The sequence below is a fragment of the Borborobacter arsenicus genome (genome assembly GCF_003934165.1).
Taxonomy (GTDB): Bacteria; Pseudomonadota; Alphaproteobacteria; order Rhizobiales; family Rhizobiaceae; genus Pseudaminobacter; species Pseudaminobacter arsenicus.
The window spans coordinates 171,595-188,789 of the sequence record NZ_RKST01000001.1; the positions used below are offsets into that span (position 1 = coordinate 171,595).

The 17,195-nt window shown below is 57.6% G+C and carries 16 protein-coding genes; 1 reads left to right on the plus strand and 15 read right to left on the minus strand.

Going from position 1 to position 17,195, the window contains the following annotated elements:
• Positions 1 to 14 precede the first annotated feature (14 nt).
• The 15 genes from EET67_RS08475 to EET67_RS08545 form a co-directional block, all read right to left on the minus strand.
• On the minus strand, positions 15 to 1,184 hold the full coding sequence (locus EET67_RS08475) for an MFS transporter (RefSeq protein WP_245450792.1): 1,170 nt from the start codon (positions 1,182 to 1,184) through the stop codon (positions 15 to 17).
• A 34-nt stretch (positions 1,185 to 1,218) separates the two neighbouring features.
• Positions 1,219 to 1,674 carry a MaoC family dehydratase gene (locus EET67_RS08480; RefSeq protein ID WP_128625724.1) on the minus strand — a complete coding sequence of 152 codons (456 nt, stop codon included), beginning with the start codon at positions 1,672 to 1,674 and terminating at the stop codon, positions 1,219 to 1,221.
• A 20-nt stretch (positions 1,675 to 1,694) separates the two neighbouring features.
• Positions 1,695 to 2,105, minus strand: a complete 411-nt coding sequence (locus EET67_RS08485) for a Zn-ribbon domain-containing OB-fold protein (protein ID WP_128625725.1) — start codon at positions 2,103 to 2,105, stop codon at positions 1,695 to 1,697.
• Positions 2,102 to 3,184, minus strand: a complete 1,083-nt coding sequence (locus EET67_RS08490; RefSeq protein WP_245450794.1) for a thiolase family protein — start codon at positions 3,182 to 3,184, stop codon at positions 2,102 to 2,104. Before EET67_RS08490 ends, EET67_RS08485 begins: the two co-directional genes overlap by 4 nt.
• 77 nt (positions 3,185 to 3,261) lie before the next feature.
• Entirely contained in the window at positions 3,262 to 5,217 is a 1,956-nt protein-coding gene (locus EET67_RS08495) for an acetoacetate--CoA ligase (RefSeq protein ID WP_128625727.1), read from the minus strand.
• A 21-nt stretch (positions 5,218 to 5,238) separates the two neighbouring features.
• Entirely contained in the window at positions 5,239 to 7,239 is a 2,001-nt protein-coding gene (locus tag EET67_RS08500) for a heterodisulfide reductase-related iron-sulfur binding cluster (RefSeq protein WP_128625728.1), read from the minus strand.
• A gap of 1 nt (position 7,240) precedes the next feature.
• Positions 7,241 to 8,200, minus strand: coding sequence for an electron transfer flavoprotein subunit alpha/FixB family protein (locus tag EET67_RS08505; RefSeq protein WP_128625729.1), 960 nt, complete (start codon positions 8,198 to 8,200; stop codon positions 7,241 to 7,243).
• Positions 8,200 to 8,970, minus strand: coding sequence for an electron transfer flavoprotein subunit beta/FixA family protein (locus EET67_RS08510; RefSeq protein WP_128625730.1), 771 nt, complete (start codon positions 8,968 to 8,970; stop codon positions 8,200 to 8,202). Before EET67_RS08510 ends, EET67_RS08505 begins: the two co-directional genes overlap by 1 nt.
• 18 nt (positions 8,971 to 8,988) lie before the next feature.
• The gene (locus tag EET67_RS08515; RefSeq protein ID WP_128625731.1) at positions 8,989 to 9,420 is read right to left on the minus strand and encodes a hypothetical protein; all 432 of its coding nucleotides are present in this window, start codon (positions 9,418 to 9,420) and stop codon (positions 8,989 to 8,991) included.
• On the minus strand, positions 9,417 to 11,057 hold the full coding sequence (locus tag EET67_RS08520) for a GMC family oxidoreductase (protein ID WP_128625732.1): 1,641 nt from the start codon (positions 11,055 to 11,057) through the stop codon (positions 9,417 to 9,419). Before EET67_RS08520 ends, EET67_RS08515 begins: the two co-directional genes overlap by 4 nt.
• A gap of 32 nt (positions 11,058 to 11,089) precedes the next feature.
• Positions 11,090 to 11,863: an ABC transporter ATP-binding protein gene (locus EET67_RS08525; RefSeq protein ID WP_210211106.1), complete on the minus strand. Its 774-nt coding sequence runs from the start codon at positions 11,861 to 11,863 to the stop codon at positions 11,090 to 11,092.
• Between the two features lie 86 nt (positions 11,864 to 11,949).
• Positions 11,950 to 13,362 carry an ABC transporter substrate-binding protein gene (locus EET67_RS08530; RefSeq protein ID WP_245450798.1) on the minus strand — a complete coding sequence of 471 codons (1,413 nt, stop codon included), beginning with the start codon at positions 13,360 to 13,362 and terminating at the stop codon, positions 11,950 to 11,952.
• Positions 13,359 to 14,423 carry a branched-chain amino acid ABC transporter permease gene (locus tag EET67_RS08535; protein WP_210211107.1) on the minus strand — a complete coding sequence of 355 codons (1,065 nt, stop codon included), beginning with the start codon at positions 14,421 to 14,423 and terminating at the stop codon, positions 13,359 to 13,361. Before EET67_RS08535 ends, EET67_RS08530 begins: the two co-directional genes overlap by 4 nt.
• A 6-nt stretch (positions 14,424 to 14,429) precedes the next feature.
• Entirely contained in the window at positions 14,430 to 15,311 is an 882-nt protein-coding gene (locus EET67_RS08540) for a branched-chain amino acid ABC transporter permease (RefSeq protein WP_128625734.1), read from the minus strand.
• Between the two features lie 36 nt (positions 15,312 to 15,347).
• Positions 15,348 to 16,136: an ABC transporter ATP-binding protein gene (locus EET67_RS08545; protein WP_128625735.1), complete on the minus strand. Its 789-nt coding sequence runs from the start codon at positions 16,134 to 16,136 to the stop codon at positions 15,348 to 15,350.
• Between the two features lie 470 nt (positions 16,137 to 16,606).
• Here EET67_RS08545 and EET67_RS08550 point away from each other — a divergent pair, with 470 nt between their 5' ends.
• Entirely contained in the window at positions 16,607 to 17,182 is a 576-nt protein-coding gene (locus EET67_RS08550; RefSeq protein WP_210211108.1) for a TetR/AcrR family transcriptional regulator, read from the plus strand.
• Positions 17,183 to 17,195 lie beyond the last annotated feature (13 nt).

Here is a 17,195-nt window from a genome sequence, read left to right on the forward strand (position 1 = left end):
ATCTCCTGAAACGGTTAGCGCCTGCCGTTGGCGATTTTGATGGCGTCGGGATGTCTGCGCAGGGCAAGCATCGACCAGATACCCAATGCGGGGCCGATGGCGAGTACCGAAAAGGCCCACTGCCAACCGCCGATAAACTCGACGATCTGCGGGATCAGCCAGACCGCGACGATAGTGATGGCAAAGCCGATGCCCATCTGAAACGCGAGGTTTGCACCGATCAGCGTCGGATCCGATATTTCGGTGACGGCAGCGGAAAACTGGGCGCTGTCGGCGATGGTGGAGAAACCCCAGATCAACGCCACGACCACAAACAGTGTGACGGGACCGCTATAGAGAAATCCGATCAGTACGGCGCACCCGCCGGATACCGCCATTGCCAGAGCCGACGTGAGGCATCGCCCCACTCGGTCCGCCATCCAGCCACCAGATATGCATCCTAATGCCCCCGAGGCGATGGCTACGAAGGTCAGGAGCGATGCATTTCCTACACCCAGTCCTGCAGTTTGCGCGGCGCTGATATAGGCAAGAAGCCACCCCCACAGCGCGTAAAGCTCCCACATATGCCCGAAGTAGCCGAAGTTGGCGAGCATGACTGCACGGTTTCGCACTATCCGCTTCAGGTGCCCAAGTTCGAACTTGGCGGACTTGAATTGATTCGGCCCGTCCTTGAGGGCCATAAAAATAGCGGCCGCAACCAGACAGATCAGTGACGTCGCACCAATAACAAAACGCCAGTCGAACCCGACCCCGATCGCTCGGACCAGATGGGGAAAGGCCGATCCCATCGTCAATGCGCCGACGACCACTCCCATCGCCAAGCCGCGCCCTGTAACGAACCAGGTGCCGATATATTTCATCGCGGTGGGATAGACCAACGCCAATGACGCGCCGGTCGCAAATCTAGCGAAAGCCACACCCGTTGGACCAATGTCGAAAAGGATTATTCCGTTGGCCAACCCGGCACAAAGCGTACCGATGACCAGAAGCCGCTTCATCGGCCAGACGTCCATAAGCGCGAAGAAGCTGGCAATAAGCGCACCGACAACGAATCCGCCCTGGACCGCATTTGTCAGCCACGACATTTGAGCCAGGCTCAATGACAGGGCACGACTGATTTCCGGTGCGACAGCGGTGACAGAGAACCATGTGGACAAGGTCAGCACGACCGCCAGACTCGTCATCGCCAAAGCCTGCCACCGTCGCATGGCTCGCATCTCATAGTCCTTCCAACGGCATCGTGTAGGTTGTGGCGGTGCCTTCGACGCAAATGTCGCCCACACTGTCACGTACCGAGACATTGAGCTGGCAGATGGGTTTGTCGTCGCGCACGGAGATTACTTCGACCCTGCCGGTAATTTTTTCACCGATGCCGACTGCCTTCTTGAATACAAGGTTTGTTCCCAGAAAGACGGTTCCAGGGCCGGGCAAGTCTTCGGCCACACAGGCATTGAGGATGCCAGTGGTGACCCCGCCCTGAACAATCAGTTTGCCGAACGGCGTCTTTCTGGCCAATTCCTCATCATAATGCACGGGGTTGCGGTCACCGGTCATTTCAGTGAACGCATGGATGTCTTCCATTTTGGTGACCCGGCTACGCTCAGACGACTGATGCAAGGCTGGCTTCCCGTTTGTAACGTTGGTCCAGCCGTTCTTTTTGTCGGTTTCGGACATATTCAGCGACCTCTTGTGGGTTAGATTTTGTGAAAAAAGGGCAAGATGCGGGACCCTGTCGGGACAGACTTGAAGACAAGCTGATCGCCCACGCGGATCGAGCGTCGTTCGTCAACAATGTGGCTCAACATCGTAGGGCCTTCGCTGAGCTGGACCAGTCCGACATAGTAAGGCACCGCAGGCAGCCAACCGGGATGACCTGGTTTCCATATCTGTGAAAAGGAAGTGAGAGTGCCCTTGCCGCTGGCGTCGCGCCATTCCAGCGCGTCCGCCCAGCAATGAGGACAGAGGGGGCGTGGGTAGAAGACCCCCCTGTTGCACGATGTGCAATGTTGGATCGTCAACCGGCCGCGGGCCGCAGCTTCCCAGAATGGACGAGAGAGGTCTGTGATCGTCGGACCGGGAACGTCGAGTGTGCGGTAATCAATCATAGATCTGCCCCCAGGACGAGCACCACGGCCTCGGACATCGTCGCGCCGTTGCCGGTCACCAGCGCGCTTCGGCAGTTTTTGATCTGACGGTTGGGCGCGGTGCCCCGGATTTGGCGCACCGCCTCGACCACGTGAGTCATTCCTCCCGCAAGATCCGGCTGACCGAAGCCTAACTGACCGCCATGCGTGTTGATGGGCTGGCGCGCCTCGCACGACATGCCCCCATTGTCCTTCAGCCATTCCGCAAACTTGCCTGGCGCGCAAAGCCCGGCATCCTCGATGGTCGCGGCAACCATGATCGTGTAGCAGTCATACAAGGATAGAAAGTCGATATCCTGTATGCGCATTCCGGCTTGCGCAAGAGCTCGGCTGATGGACGGCTTGAGCGGACCTGACGTCAGGCTTGGGGCCTGACTGACTGCCCGGTGAGTGATTTTCTCACCGGCGCCGTTCAGAAACACCGGTGGGTGGCGCAACCTGGCTGCTTTCTCAGCAGTGGTCACGATCACCGCATCGGCGCCGGCTACCGGCATCACGATCTCGAAAAGGTGCAACGGAGATGCAACCAGCGGCGAGGCCAAGACCTCTTCGACCGAAGCCGGTTTGCCGTGAAAGATCGCCTTATCGTTGTTCTGCGCATTGGACCGCGATCCGGCGGCGATCGCCGCATAGTCCTCGGCACGGCAACCATAAGCGGCCATGTGCGCCTGCATCAGCAAGGCATAGGACGTATTTGCCCCCGACGCGCCGAATGGCGTGTCGAATTCGCGGGCCGGATTGCGATTGGGTGACCGCGGTGGCGGCATGTTGCGGTGATTTCCGATCACGCAAAGAACCGTTTCGCACTGCCCCGCGGCAATAGCGGCGGCCGCGCGCCAGATCATTCCCGGGCCAGAGGCACCACCCAGATCGACCATGTTCGACATGCTCGGCTGCATGCCGAAATACTCGGCAACCGTTGCAGGCACATGCTGGGGCGTTTCACCAACCTGCGGCCCCACCAGCAACCCGTCAATTTCCTGAGGCGCCACCCCGGCATCGGCAATAGCCTCTGCCGACACCCGCATCAGCAGTTCCATTGTCGTTACGCCGTGAGTGTTTCTCTCCGGCTTCAATTCACCGATGCCGGCCAGAGCGGCCCGCGGGCTCATATGTCTCATAGAGCCGCCTCTCGGGTCAGGGCTCTGTATTCCTCCAGGCATTGTGGGTTGGCGAGCGACCCGACGTTCTTGACCGGTAGCCCAGCCGCGGTTGTGCGGGCAGCGCTCTCAACACGTTTGCCGTTGATCGTATAGGGTACGTCCTGAACCAGATGGATACGCGCCGGGACGTGGCGGGGGGATGCTTGAGTGCGGATATCCATCCGCAATGCGTTCAAGATGTCCTTCGAAATTACCGTCCCTTCGGCTGGCTTCAGGCACAAGACCACCTCTTCGTCGCCCTCATGAATAGCTCCGAAGACGACAAAGTCTTCAAACTGGCTGTACTTCTCGCAAACCGCATAGATTTCCGAAGTGCCAATCCGCACGCCGCCGGGTTTGAGGGTATTGTCCGAACGGCCATGGACATAACCACTGCCCGTACAGGTAAGCTCCGCAACGTCCCCATGCGTCCAGATTTCGGCACGGTCGCTGAAGTAAGTGTCATGATACCGTTTCGCGCCGCCTTCTCCCCAAAAGGTCAGCGGCATCGAGGGAAAAGGCTCCGTGCAGACCAGTTCGCCACGCTGGCCTATGACAGGCGCACCCCGATCGTCGAAGACGCTAACCGCATGACCGAGCGCCTTGACCGTCAACTGCCCCCGCCTCACCGGATGTAAAGGCGAACCGATCAGGAATGAGCCGAGGATTTCGGTGCCGCCGGAAATAGAAGAGAACGCCATGTCGCGCTTGATCGCCTGATAGACCCAGTCGAACTGGTGCGGCAGTGTCGGCGCGCCGCACACCAGCAGGTTGCGAAGGTTTGTCAGATCAGCGTTTTCGCGCGGGCTGAAGCCCTCGGCGGCCAGCGTCGCCAGATATTTGGGACTGATCCCCAGATGCGTCGTTCCGGCCAACTCGGCCAGTTTCCAAAGAGGGCTGCAATCCAGCCCATCGTCGGGTTTCAGGATCGGCGCGCCATCATAGAGGATAATCGTGGCGTTGGCCGCCAAGGCGGAAACCAGCCAGTGATACATCATCCACGCGGTGTTACAATACCACATGACGGTGTCACCTGGGCGTACATCGCCATGCAGCACATGTTCCTTGAGATGCTGCAACAACACACCGCCCGCGCGGTGAACGATGGCTTTGGGCGCGCCCGTGGTGCCAGAAGTATAGAGGATATAGGCCGGATGGTCGAAAGGCATCCGCTCGAATTCCAGATTGGCCTGCATGCCGAAATCGTCTTGGTGCACAGCTTTTAAAGCCGGGTCGACCGCGCCCTCGCCGCTGACTATCAGTGTAGTTACCGATGGCAGCTTGCCCATGATGGCGCGAATACGGTCCGATACGTCATGTCGCTTTCCGCCATATCTGTAGAGGGGCGTGGCGAAGAGAACCTTGGGCTCGACCTGCCCGATCCGGTCGATAATCGCGGCCTCGCCGAAATCGGGCGAGCAGGATGTCCAAGTCCCGCCGATCGAGACTGTCGCCAACAACGCGACAAGCGCATCGATATCGTTTGGTTGTACGCCCGCGACACGATCCCCGGGCGTGACCCCGGCCGCACGCAGACCTTGCGCCACTTTGGCCACTCTGACCTTCAATTCACGGCGCGTCAGGGTTTGCACCTGCCCCAGTTCGTCCATCGCAAAGATCGCACGGGCCGCGTCATCGCCGCGAAGCAGGTTCTCGGCCAGATTCAGACGCGCCTGCGGAAAGAACCTTGCGCCAGTCATCCAGGCGGTTTCGTCGGGTTGGAAATAAATCTCGCCCTTGTCGCCGATCACCTCGCAGAAATCCCAAACCGCCGACCAAAAATCACCCTTCTTGTCGATGGACCAGCGGTGCAAGGTGTCATAGTCTGACGGATCAAAGCCGTTGAGCTCCGCGAAGCGCCACAGAGCCGCAGCCCTTTTCTGGGCTTCACTCGGCGTCCAGAGAACATCGTCGTATGGGGTGTCCCTCATCGTTGTTCCAATCTACTTTTGTTAAGCATTGTCGTGTGTCGCCACCTCGGTTGGCACGACCACGCTTTCAGATATCAACTCTGCAAGATCGCGAACCGCGATCTTGTCCTCAGCGCCGACTGCCTGGATGGCTGCCGTGTACATCACCACATCTTTGGGACAGGACACGACGAAGTAGCTGACACCGCCCAGGCCCAGCGCTTCATGGATACGGTTCTCGCTGGGCCGTTCGCCCGTCGGATTGTCTTCCATGAAGATGCGCCCGCCGCCTGCACCGCAGCAGAAGGAATTCTCGCGGTTGCGCGGCATTTCCTTCAGGGTATGACCCATGGTTTCTATCAGCTCGCGCGGCGCATCGAACCCGCCATTGTAACGCCCGAGATAGCACGGGTCATGATAGGTGACAGTTGCGCCGGCGGAAGGCTCCACTTTCAATTTGCCTTCCTTGATCAGTTCCAGAAAGAGTTGCGAATAGTGCACAACTTCATATTTGGCCCCAAAGGCCGGATATTCGGATTTGAGCGCATTCAGCGAATGCGGATCGGTGGTCATGATCCGGTTAAACTGACAATCCCGGAGTTGTTCGATGTTGTGGGTAGCCAGCAATTCAAATAGCCCTTCATCCCCCACCCGGCGGATGTCATTGCCGCTGTTGCGCTCCCCGTCGTAGAGGATGCCGACATCCACACCGGCCAGGGCGAGTAGCTCGCCCACTTGCACCGTCAGCTTCTGAGCGCGCTCATCGAAGCTCGCGAAGTCGCCGACAAACCAGAGGATATCGACGGGTTCTTTGCGAGCGTCCTTGATCTTGTAGGAGAGATCCTTAGTCCATCGAGCTCGCTGCTTGGGTGGTTTGCCAAAGGAATTCCCCTGACTTTGGAAGTTTGTCAGCGTGCTCTGCAGCAGAGGCTCGATCGTGCCCTGCTCGATCATCGAGCGACGCAGCTTCACGATCTTCGGGACATGTTCGATATGGACCGGACAGACTTCCATACAAGCGCGACAGGTAGTGCAGGACCACAAGGTTTCGGGAGCAATGACGCCTCCGACAATCGGCATGGCATGATCGGGACTGTCCAAGAGGCCCTGATCAGTCAGCATGCCGTCACGCAGATTCATGATCAGCTTTTTGGGGCTAAGTGGTTTGCCCCCGGCATAGGCCGGACAGACGGATTGGCAGCGTCCACATTCAGTGCAGGACAGCGTGTCCAGGAGATCTTTCCAAGTGAAGTCTCTATACTCGGTAACGATTTCCGGCGCGGATTCCTCAGTCTGCTGAGGGGGCGGCAACTGGCCTTTGGGCGTCAGCGGACGGAAGAAAATATTCGGAGCCGCCGTGAACATATGCCGGTGTTTCGACCCCGGAATATAGATCAGAAAGCCCAAGATGGCGGCGATATGGGCCCAGTAGAACACGTGCTCGGCGACGATTGCTCTATCTCCGGTGATGTTCAGTCCCACCAAGAGATACATGCCAAGACTAGACAAAGGTCGCCACGGCGAAGGCTCTGCCAGAATGGCCATGCGCGCGGCAGCCTCAAGAAGCATCGTGAGGACAATCGCCAACACAAGGACGTAGATGACGGTCGCATCGTATTGGTTCGAGCCTTGGAACCGGAGGGGCTTGACGACGAACCGCTGATAGGCCGCCATAACGAGGCCGACGATGATCAGGATGGAAAAGATATTCTGCAGCAACGCGATCCAGGTATCTCCACCGATCACGTGCAGGCTGAAGCCCGGGAACAGTCCCGAGCCGAAAGCCTCGATGATAGCTGTGAAGAGGACTAGAAAGCCGGAGAAGATCAGAGCGTGCAGAACGCCGGAATAGGTGAATCTCAACAGGCGGCGGTGCAGGCCAATGTCGCCGATGACGCCTCTGAGGCGTTCGCCTAGCCGATCTGTCCGATGCGCCGGGCGAGCGCTCAATAAAGGTCTGAACAGCAGCCAGAAACGCCAACCGCTGATTGCGAAGGCGAGCAGGGTGACCACCCAGAGCACGGGTGTCGTCGTTCCACCCATCTCACGAATTCCCTGAATTCAAACGCTCGGTCAGGGCCGGTATGAGTTGGAACATGTCGCAGGCCGTTCCGTAGTGCGCCTTACGGAAGATCGGAGCTTGTTCATCGGAATTAATCGCGATGATCAATTCGCTGCTTTCCATACCCTCCAGATGCTCCGGCGCGCCCGAAACACCTGCCATGAGGTAAAGCTTTGGCTTAACCTTGGTACCTGATTTGCCGACCTGACGTATCTTGGGCAACCAGCCCGCGTCGATCACCGGGCGAGAGCCCGCGAGTTCGGCCTTGAGGGCTGCTGCAAGTGCTTCGGCCAGCGGCAGCTTTTCAGTTCCGCCAAGTGCGCGGCCAACGCAGAAGATCATGTCGGCATTGCCCAGATTAACTCCCGACGAGTTGTCCGGCGTAATAATCTCGCGCACCCTGGTGCGTGCGCCCGATAGATCGGGTTTCAGCATGGTGACCGCAGGCGCCGCGCCAGACAGGCTGCCGGCCTTGCGCGCACCGGGCATGACGGTGGTTACCGCCGGCAAGGGCAGGTCTGTTTTCGCGGTCAATTTCCCGCCATAGACTTGTGAGGTCGCAGATAGGCCGCCGCTATTGAGTTCCAGATCAGTCACATAGCCCAGCATCGGACGTTCAGAGCGCACCGCCAGCCCTGCCGCCAGATCGACACCGGCAGTGCTGTAACTGGTCATCACCACATCGGGAGCCTGCGTCTCCACGGCCGCTTTCAGGGCGATGAGAACAGCTTCCGGGTTATAGTGCCCGACAGTCGGATCCGCGACTGCTGACACAGCGTCAAAGCCTGTCAGCTGTGTCCCGAGCGCCTGTGCGGCCCCTGCATCACCTGTGCAGATCAAACCATGGCATTCCGCGCCGATAGATTTCGCCAGCAGCAACATCTCGAAGGCGTTTTCGGAAACTACGCCGTTACTATGTTCGACAAATATGAGAGCACGCATCACACCAGCCCTCTTTCCATCAAAATCTCATGGATTCTTGCAGCAACAGACTTTGCGTCACCTTCGATCATCTCGGCGCCGCCGCTGGTATCGGGGAGATTGAGAGTAGTGGCCTCTGAGAGATCTTCAGCGAATTCGGCGGATGCTTCCATTTCGGGAACCTTGGTATTCAGCAAATCTCGCAGCTTGGAGCCAGCGACATAGCGCGGCGGGCTTGCAGCCGTTTGCAGGCCGATCACCGCCGGCAGGTCCATCTCGATAAGCGCGGCCATTCCGCCGGCATATTCCTGCCGGACGGTCAGGACCATGCCATCGAGACGAACGTCCGAGACCGCGGAGGCTTGGGGCCAGTTCAGACAGGCTGCAAGCTGAGGTGCCAGTTCACCGTAGAGATCGTCAGTCGATAGAATGCCCGTAATCACAAGATCCGGCTTCACCTGTTTGATAGCCTCGACAAGAAGCGGCGTGCGCGCCCGGGATGACGGCGGCGGAGCGTCATCATCCTTTTTGTTGGAAATAAGCAGAACGTCGTCCACGCCCCGGGCGAGAGCGGTTCTTAGCAACCGCTCTCCACCTTCCGCTTCCGCCGCGATTGCCGTGACTTTGGCGCCATGAGCCTCTTTTAGAAGGACTGACTGCTCAAGCGCCTGATCGTCCATCGGGTTCAGCTCGAAGCCGATCCACTCCCGATCGATGTCCTTGCCGCCCTCCGTCAATTCCAGTTCATCTGTCAGTACCGGATTGAGCCGCAAAATTACCGCAATATGCATAGGACTGATCTCCTGCAACTAGGAAAGATGACGCGTGTCACGGAAGATGGGACCTCGGGCTTTGACCCTGTCCAACATGCCGTTGGTGACGTATTCCGGCGTCTCGTTCGGGTCATAGGGCGGCGCCACCTGGCCCGGATAGCCGACCGCGGCGCGAGCCTCGTCAGTCATCATGTAACCACCGGTCGTCACGGTGGTGAGCGCAGTCCAGGCCGCATTATCCTCGCGCGCCAGCGCGTTCAGTTCCTTGGATATATCCTGGCCGGGACAGCGGGCGATTGCGCGCTGGAACGCCGCCTCCAGATCGGGGCGGATCCGCAGCACCTCGTCCAGCATATGCCGATGGACTCCGACCGATGTCGCCGCGGGCCTGTCTTTCCACGATGGGATCAGGTAATCCGCCAGTTTTCCATAGATCTCTCGCTCTGCATCAGAAAAGTTCGCCATCATGCCACCTCCACATTGCGGGCTTCATTGACCAGATGAGTAGCCTGCCGATGCGCAACCGCCATCAGCGTCGCCGTCGGGTTTGCACCAGCACCGGTGGGAAAGGCGCTCAGATCGAAGATGAACAGGTTAGGAATATCGTGGCTCTGACCGTATTGGTTGAGCACCGACTCTTTTGGATCATTCCCCATCCGCGTGGTTCCGAGCAGATGCCATCCACTTTCGCGCATCTGCGGCGCGACCGATGTCGATTTGGCGCCTGCCGCCTCCATCGACTCCTTTGCGCGCTCGGCATGGAAGTCGAGCAGCCGTCTGGAGTTCTCGGACGTCTTATAAATTATCTTCGGCGCGGGGATGCCATCGCTGTCGACAAGATCGGCGTCGATTTCGACTCGGTTCGATTCCTCGGGAAGATCTTCTCCAACAATAGCCCAGAGCGCTGTGCGACCGAACTTGCTTTCGATCATCTTGTGCCAGTTTTCTCCCCAGTGGTCTTCGATCCTGCCGTTATCCGAAAAGACCTCAGAACCCACGAAGCCTTTGGACGACAGAGGTCCGCCTCCTGACATCCCACCCCATTTGGCACCGCGCACGAAACCGCGGGATTCGTCGGTTTCATAGAACTGCAGCGTGTTGATCAACTGACCGGACGGGCCATACCAGCTTTCGAGATTCTCCTCGAAATGGCCCATGACCAGGCCAAACGGATGCATCATCAAATTCCTGCCGACCAGGCCGCTGGAATTGGCCAACCCGTCGGGGAAGCGTTTCGATTTTGAATTCAGCAGGATGCGGGGGGTTCCGATGGCATTGGCACAGAGGATGACGATCTTAGCCATCTGTTTACGCTCGCGCCCGTTCTGATCGATATAGACGGCTCCTGTGACACGGCTCAGATTGTCGTCATAGATAATTTCGCTGACGCGTGCGCCCGCGATCATACGGTGACCGTATTTCTTGGCCTCCTTGAACAGCACCAGATCGGGCGACCACTTTGCCGCCTCCGGGCAGCCAAACATACAGGTGCCGCGCCGCGCGCAGGGGTTCTGGCCCTGCCATGGAATGGACGGCATGGCATTCAGGCCCGGCCACCAATGCCAGCCAAGCTTGTCCATCCCTTCGGCCAGTTTCATGCCCGCCTTGCCGATCGGGATCTGCGGGGTGGGATAGCCCGCCTGTTCGGGATAACCCGGGTTTCCCCTCGTTCCCGATGAACTGACAAGCTTTTCGACTGCTTCCAGATGCGGCAGAACCTCATAATAATCAAACGGCCAGTCCACGGCGACGCCATCGAGTGAGCGCACTTTGAAGTCCGAGGGCAGGAACGGAACCCAGTGCCCTGCCCAGATCGTGGCACTACCACCGACGGCCGACTGCATCAGCGGCTCGACATCGCTTTCGGATGTATTGATCGGGTAGTCCCGCTCCCGGTCCCGCACGTTCGGAGCGGGATGCCACTGTTTTCCGGCGGCAAGTTCGAATTCCTTCTTGTCGCCAGGATAATCGCCGGGATCGAACCAGGTGCCCTGCTCAAGGGTAACAACAGACATTCCGGCCTCGGTGAGCAGTTTCGCCGTCACCGCGCCCGATGGCCCGGACCCAATGATCAGAACATCGGCCTCTTGATCAGCACGCGCCATATCGTTTTCCTTTCCTGTTGAGTTCTCGGACCTCAGGCGGCCTCTGCAATTCCAAGATAAATGTCGTGAAGATCGTCCCGCGCGGCCAGGTCTTCAGCAGATCCTTGCAAGACGACATGCCCGTTAGCGACCACATAGGCGCGATGAGCATGAGCAAGCGAAACACGCATGTCTTGTTCCGCAACAAGAAATGACATGCCAAGCTCGCGGTTCAGTCGCGAAATGATTTCAAACACTTCATCGACGATGATCGGCGCCAGCCCCATCGACGGCTCGTCAAGCAGCACCAGTTCGGGTTTGGTCAGCAGGGCTCGTCCGATCGCCAGCATCTGCTGTTCTCCGCCCGAGCACAAACCGGCGGCGATTTTGCGTTTGTCCTTCAGGCGCGGCAACCAAGAGTAGATCTCCTCGATATCGGCCTCCATCTGCCGGCGGCTAGGCTTGCGCAGGAAAGCGCCGCTCCGCAGATTCTCCTCCACGGTCAGATGCGAGAACACATGACGGCCCTCAAGCACATGAACGACCTTTTTGCTTTTGGTAAGCCGGTGCGGGGCCATGCCGGCGATGCTGACTTGATCCAGCAGAATGTCGCCTTTAGTGATCCGGGCGCGTTCGGTTCCGGCAATCCCCGAGATCGCCTTGAGCGTCGTGCTTTTGCCGGCTCCGTTGGCCCCGATGAAGGCGATGATCTCACCTCTGTCGACATGCAACGACACGTCGGCCACACCGAGAATGGATGGATCGTAGACCACCTCGATACCGTCGATCGAGAGAAGGGGGTGCGAATTTTTCGATCTATCGCTCACAGCAGTCTCCAAGTACCTGCGTGCGGTTGTCAGAGGGCGAAGCGCATTGCGCTCCCCGCCCCCCCGCGTACATCTGGTGTCGGTCGTTACTCGCTGGAGAGATCGCGCGGCGTGATGCCATTTTCCGCAGCGAATTTGGCCGAAACCTCAGCCACCAGCGGCTTGATCACTTCGGCGTCGCCGGCGATCCAATCGGTAACCAGATTGAACTTTTTGCCATCCCAGCACTGGATGCGCGCGGCACCGCCACCTTCGTGGTCCGCGGCGCTGACGTGAAGCTCCTGCAAGAGACCGGTCATGCCCATCTCTTCCAGGCGCTTGCCGTCGATCTTCATGTTTTCCAGACCCCACCGCATTTCATCGCCGGTCAGGGGGCGGTTACCGAACTTCTGCATCGCGGTACGCATGCCCTCGACGGACAAAGCCGCATTCACCATGCCGATATTGTAATAGACAGTACCGAAGGTGCTTTTGTCCTGCAGATCGGACATACCGGTATCCAGGATCTTCTCCTGCAGGCGCTTATGGATGACGAAATCTGTCCCAGCCGGATATGGTGCCAAGCCGCAATAGCCGACCGCCGCGTCCTCGGCGGGGATCAGGTCCGTCTCAGAGCTAGCCCAGACGTCGCCAATCATCTTGCTGATGTCTATACCGAAACGCTTGGCCGTCTTGATAGCAACCGGCGTCCCCACGCCCCAAGTGCGCAGGACCACGAAATCCGGCTGAATGCCCCGCACTTGCCGCCAGATAGCGGATTGTTCGGATCCCGGATGAGCTACGGGAATCTGAATATCTTCAAACCCGTATTTCGCGGCCAGAACCGTCATCACCGGTTGTGACGAGCGTCCATAGCCAGAGTCGTGATAAACTGTGACGATCTTCTTGCCCTTGAGATTCTCGAATCCGCCCATTTGCTGGGCAATATAGTTGATCGCCACAGACCCTTGGGAATAGTAGGTGAACAGTAGCGGGAATTCGTACTCAAACACCAAGCCGTTCAGTGACTCCGGACGCCCGCCCGCCGGGTCGATCAACGGAATTTTGTCTTGGCGTGCCCGTGGCCCGAGAGCGTAGGTGGCCGGTGTCGAGTGGGTGATGAAGAAGGCCATTGGAGACGAACCGTTCACGCCATCCTTGACACGCTCGTAAACCTCCACCGCACGGTCGGGGCTGTATTCGGTTTCGAACTCCTGAACGTCCAGCTTGACGCCGTTTACCCCGCCTTCGACTTCATTGATGTACTTGAAATAGTCGAGTTCCCCAGCGAACCACGGGGCTCCGGACGAGGCATATGGCCCCACCCGATAGGTTGGCAGCGGCACGAATTGTGTATCTTCCGCGTTCGCTGCCGTGGCGCCGAACGCGCCTATCACAATGACTGCGGCCAGTGCTGATGTCAGGGACGATTTTCTAATCCTGGATATCACGGTACGTTCCTCCTTCCTTAACGTTATGTATTGGTTGGTGGGTTGAAACAAACGTCGGGTATTGGTCACGACTTTCGCCGCTTTATGTACCCCGTCAGGTTCCGGAGCATTTTGTCGAAACCTTCGGGTTCCTTGATCAGCAGAATGATGATGAGGCTGCCAAAGATGACTTTATTCATGTTGGACAGGAAACCCGGGTTTAGCGCGCTGCCCAGCGTGGCCTTGACCATATAGTCGATGAGGATGGGCAACAGCAGAATGAAAGCCGCCCCTATGAAATTCCCGCGGATCGAACTCAGGCCGCCGATGATAATGATGAACAGGACCTGGAAGGAACGGTTGATGTCGAAGCTGAGCGTGCTGGCCGTGCCGAGGAACAGGAATGCCCAGAGCGCGCCCGCGATCCCCAGATAGAAAGAGCCGATAGTGAAAGCCAAGCGCTTATAGCGAGCAGAGTCGATGCCGATGACACCGGCCGCGGTGTTCATGTCGCGGATCGCCATCCAGTTGCGCCCGACGTGGCTATGGATGATATTCTTTGCAGCCAAAGTCATTAACAGGACAATGATAACGACAACGTAATAGCGTATAGTGTTGTTCCCATTAATATCCAGATCAAATAAGGTCATTGGAGGTAACGTAATTGTAGGAACCGATCCGTAATTGTAGAAATAGGCATTCTTAGTGAAGAGCCACTCCACAAAGAATTGCGCAGCAAGGGTTGTTACCATTACGTAGAACCCTTTGATCCGCGAACTGGGCAGGCCAAAGAGATAGCCCGCAATTGCCGCGGAAATGCCGCCCAATAGCAAGGCAAGGGGAAAGTTCGTTATTCCCCCATGCGCCGCGAAGTTGAACATCCCATAGGCCCCGACCGCCATAAAGGCGCCCGCCCCCACCGACACCATCCCCGCATAGCCGGTCTTGATGTTCAGCCCGATCCCGGCCAGGGAAAGAATCATCACAGGCGTAATAATGGCCATAAGCCAGTAGTGGCTCGCAAAGAGCGGGGCCGTCAGGACCAGGATAACGAAAGCAATCGTCGATGCACTGGGCAACTTGCGTGTTTGCGGTTTCGCATTGATTTGAAGGCTGGTCTCTACGGTCATCTGCCCGGCGTTGGTTTTCATGGCACGTCACACCCTTTCGATTTCGGCGTCGCCGAACAGACCAGTCGGGCGGATAAAGAGGAAAATCAAAGCGAGGAAATAAGCGAACCAGAACTGAATCCCACCGCCAACAATTGGACCCAGGTAAGTCTCGGCCAGAGCCTCGGCCGCTCCCACGATAACGCCCGCGATGATCGCGCCTCCGATGGATGTAAAGCCGCCGATAATGAGCACCGGCAGTGCCTTGAGAACCACCAGCGACAGGTTGAACGACACCCCTTGGCGGGCGCCCCATGCCAGACCGGCAACCAGCCCGACCAATGCCGACACCGCCCAGACCACCTGCCAGATAAAATTCAGATTGATGCCGATGGATTGCGCCGCGCCGGCATCGTCAGCGACGGCCCGCAATGAGACACCAATCCGTGTCTTGTTGAAGAACAACGCCAGCAACAGAGTCAGCGTGATGGCGACACCCGCGGCATAAAGATCAAACTGGCTGATAAGGATGTCCCCCCAGAAGATCGGCAGATCTTCGACACCCAGATTGAGCGCATGGACTTCGGTGCCCATGATCCCTTGCGCCAAGCCCTCGATGACGAAGGACAATCCTAAAGTGGCCAGGAACAGAGTCATCGTCGATCGGTTGGCCAAAGGCCGCAATACGATCCGCTCTATTGCGAGCGCGCCGATCACCGTCACGACCATGGTTGCGAACAGCGCCAGCGGAATCGGCCACCCCAGTTTCAGCAAGGTTACGAACAGCAAGGCTGAGAATAGAAGCATCGCACCCTGAGCATAATTGAAGACTCCGGACGCCTTGAAGATCAGCACAAAGCCGATGGCGACCAGGGAATACATCGTACCGGCCAGCACGCCGCCAATCAGTGTTTCAAGAAAGAGAGCCATGAATCCCATCTTTCGTTTGCTAGAGCACAGCCGACATCAGTGAACTGTCCCCAGATAGGCGCTGATCACTTCGGGGTTCTTCGCGACATCCTCGGGCCGACCGTCCGCCAGTTTGCGCCCGTAGTCGAGGACGACGACGCGGTCGGACAGGCTCATGACGACCGAGATGTCGTGCTCGATCAGAATGATCGTGATCCCAAGCTTCTTGTTGATGTCCAGAATGAATCCAGACATCTCCTGCTTTTCCTCTTTGTTCATGCCGGCCATCGGCTCGTCCATGAGGATCATTTCGGGATCAGACACTAGGGCACGGGCAAGTCCGACCCTTTTCTGAATTCCATAAGGTAAGGCTTCTACAACAAGGTCTCGATAGGGGTTCAGGTCCAGGAAATCGATCGCCTGATCGGACTTCAGCTCGAACGATGCCGACTCCTGTCGGGCACGAGGAAGTCCAAGCGCGTGTTCGATTACGGTAGTTTTGGCTTTACGTGACAAGCCTGCCATCACGTTTTCCAGAACCGTCATCTTGCCGAAGAGAGCGTTGTTCTGAAACATGCGGGCGACGCCCATCGCAGCCACTTTCAGCGGCTCCATCCGCTCAAACGTGGTGCCGTTGTAGGTGATCAACCCCTCTTGCGGAACATAGACGCCATTCAGAATATTCAGCATCGAACTCTTGCCGGCCCCATTCGGGCCGATCAACGAACAGATCGAGCGGCGCTCAACCTCAAACGAAAACGAATTGATCGCCTTCGCACCACCAAAGGACAGGGACACGTGGCTGACGGCTAGAAGTATGTCTTTGGAAGATGCCCCCGCGGTCATTGAGGCATCCCGCCCTGTCCGGCAGACCGACCCAGCGCATGCATGGTCTCATCGCATGTTGCCAGACATTGGCGCAGTGTGGATGAAATGCCCACTTTTGACCCCCCATTGGTCGATACTAATAAAATTTTTGTATCGTTCGGTCGGTATAATCAGCGCTTGCCTTCTCGCCTGTCAAGGGGGCTTCTTAAAAAAATGTCGGGACTTCGCCTCCCGCGTCACCAACTGCCGCGAATAAGCATCCGTCGAATAAATACGGCGTTATTGTTGTATATGCCATTGCGGTACGCTAGGTTCGCACGACAAACCCTCACTAAATGGGAGCCGTCCGATCATGGCTGTCCGGATTTTGGGAAAAAGCTATTTGTGTACTGATCGATCCATGGGTTTGACATTCCGGGAAGAATGTTGGACCTGTTTATCGATACGATGGTCAGTGGCGCATATCTATGTGGAGGGGTCTCTACCGGATGAAGACGAAACGATCTGATGGGATTCGTGCGGTCGCCGCAGAGCTATTCGCCAAGCACGGCTACGGCGCGGTTGGCGTTGCCGATCTAGGCGAAGCGGTCGGGCTGGGCAGAGGTGCCCTCTACTATCATATTTCAAGCAAAGAAGACCTGCTCTACGACATCTCATCACATTACGTGCAGTTGTTGATCGATGACGGCCGCAACATCATCGCGCGTGAACTCGATCCCGTTGAACGGATTAGATTGTTGAGCCGCGCGATGATCGGTGCCGTCTATAATCATCGCGCGGCGATGACTGTGTGTTTCCGCGAAATCCATGGGCTTTCAGGCGACAGATATCGTAACGTCAACCAGCTGCATCAGGACTATCAGCAGCTATGGGCCGATACCGTCTCGATGGGTGTCGCACAGGGCAAATTCAGATCGATCGAGAAAGTGGCCATCAAGGGTCTCATGGGAATGTTCTTCTACAGCTTCTTATGGCTGAATCCGGAAGGCCCGCAAACCGCTGATGAAATCGGTGATATTTTCAGTGACCTAATTCTGCACGCTCTTGTCCCTTGGGAAAAATGACGACCCATCCGAT